Here is a 229-nt window from a genome sequence, read left to right as displayed (position 1 = left end):
CACCGACCTACTCAGCTTCGTGTACCCGCGTCCCCAGCTACGTGGCACCACGAACGCCGTAAACGGATGCATCTGACGCCGGCGCCGTTCGGTGTCAATTGCGAGCGACAGCGCCGCACCATCGATGTCTTGCGTCGCCGCTAGTACAACGCGGTCCACGAGGTCTTTCTCGCGACTAGAAGCGCGTCCATCGTAGATGTTCATCGTCGCGCATACTTTGTCGGCGATC

The 229-nt window shown here is 60.7% G+C and carries 1 protein-coding gene; it reads right to left on the bottom strand.

Annotated elements, in window-relative coordinates:
- The coding region (locus SB658_RS28260; protein ID WP_410603935.1) for a hypothetical protein at positions 1-229 on the bottom strand (229 nt) is incomplete at both ends.

The sequence above is a fragment of the Bacillus sp. SIMBA_008 genome (genome assembly GCF_046535495.1).
GTDB lineage: Bacteria > Bacillota > Bacilli > Bacillales > Bacillaceae > Bacillus > Bacillus subtilis.
This window is presented reverse-complemented; position numbering and strand designations above follow the sequence as displayed.